The organism is Sphingobacterium sp. LRF_L2, from assembly GCF_965644235.1.
In the GTDB taxonomy this organism is placed as follows: domain Bacteria; phylum Bacteroidota; class Bacteroidia; order Sphingobacteriales; family Sphingobacteriaceae; genus Sphingobacterium.
In genome coordinates this window covers 1-296 of record NZ_CBFFRI010000030.1, presented here as the reverse complement: position 1 = coordinate 296, position 296 = coordinate 1, and the positions used below count along the sequence as shown (strand labels likewise).

Genomic DNA, 296 nt, shown 5'->3' with positions numbered 1-296 from the left:
GATAGTCCCAACATATCGGCAACTACTTCAACTGCAAATCCACTGGCCAGCATCTTTAATGCAGCCGATTTTTTCTCCGCTTCAGCTTTAGCACGTTCTTCAAAACGCCCCTGTTCTAGACCTTGCTCTAACCCCTGTTGGATTCCTTGTTCTATGCCTTGTTCTAGACCTTGCTGTATTCCCTGTTGCATACCTTGCTCGAAACCTTCTTCGAGTCGTTTCTTCTGCTCTTGTTCCTGATATTGCCGCACAGCCTCCTGATCCCACTTCCGCTTTAAACTTACGTCATACATCGT

General features: G+C 46.6%; 1 pseudogene. It reads right to left on the bottom strand.

The window, feature by feature from the left end:
- Positions 1-296 (bottom strand): annotated as a pseudogene (locus ACSZOX_RS22410) (hypothetical protein); the annotation flags it as partial.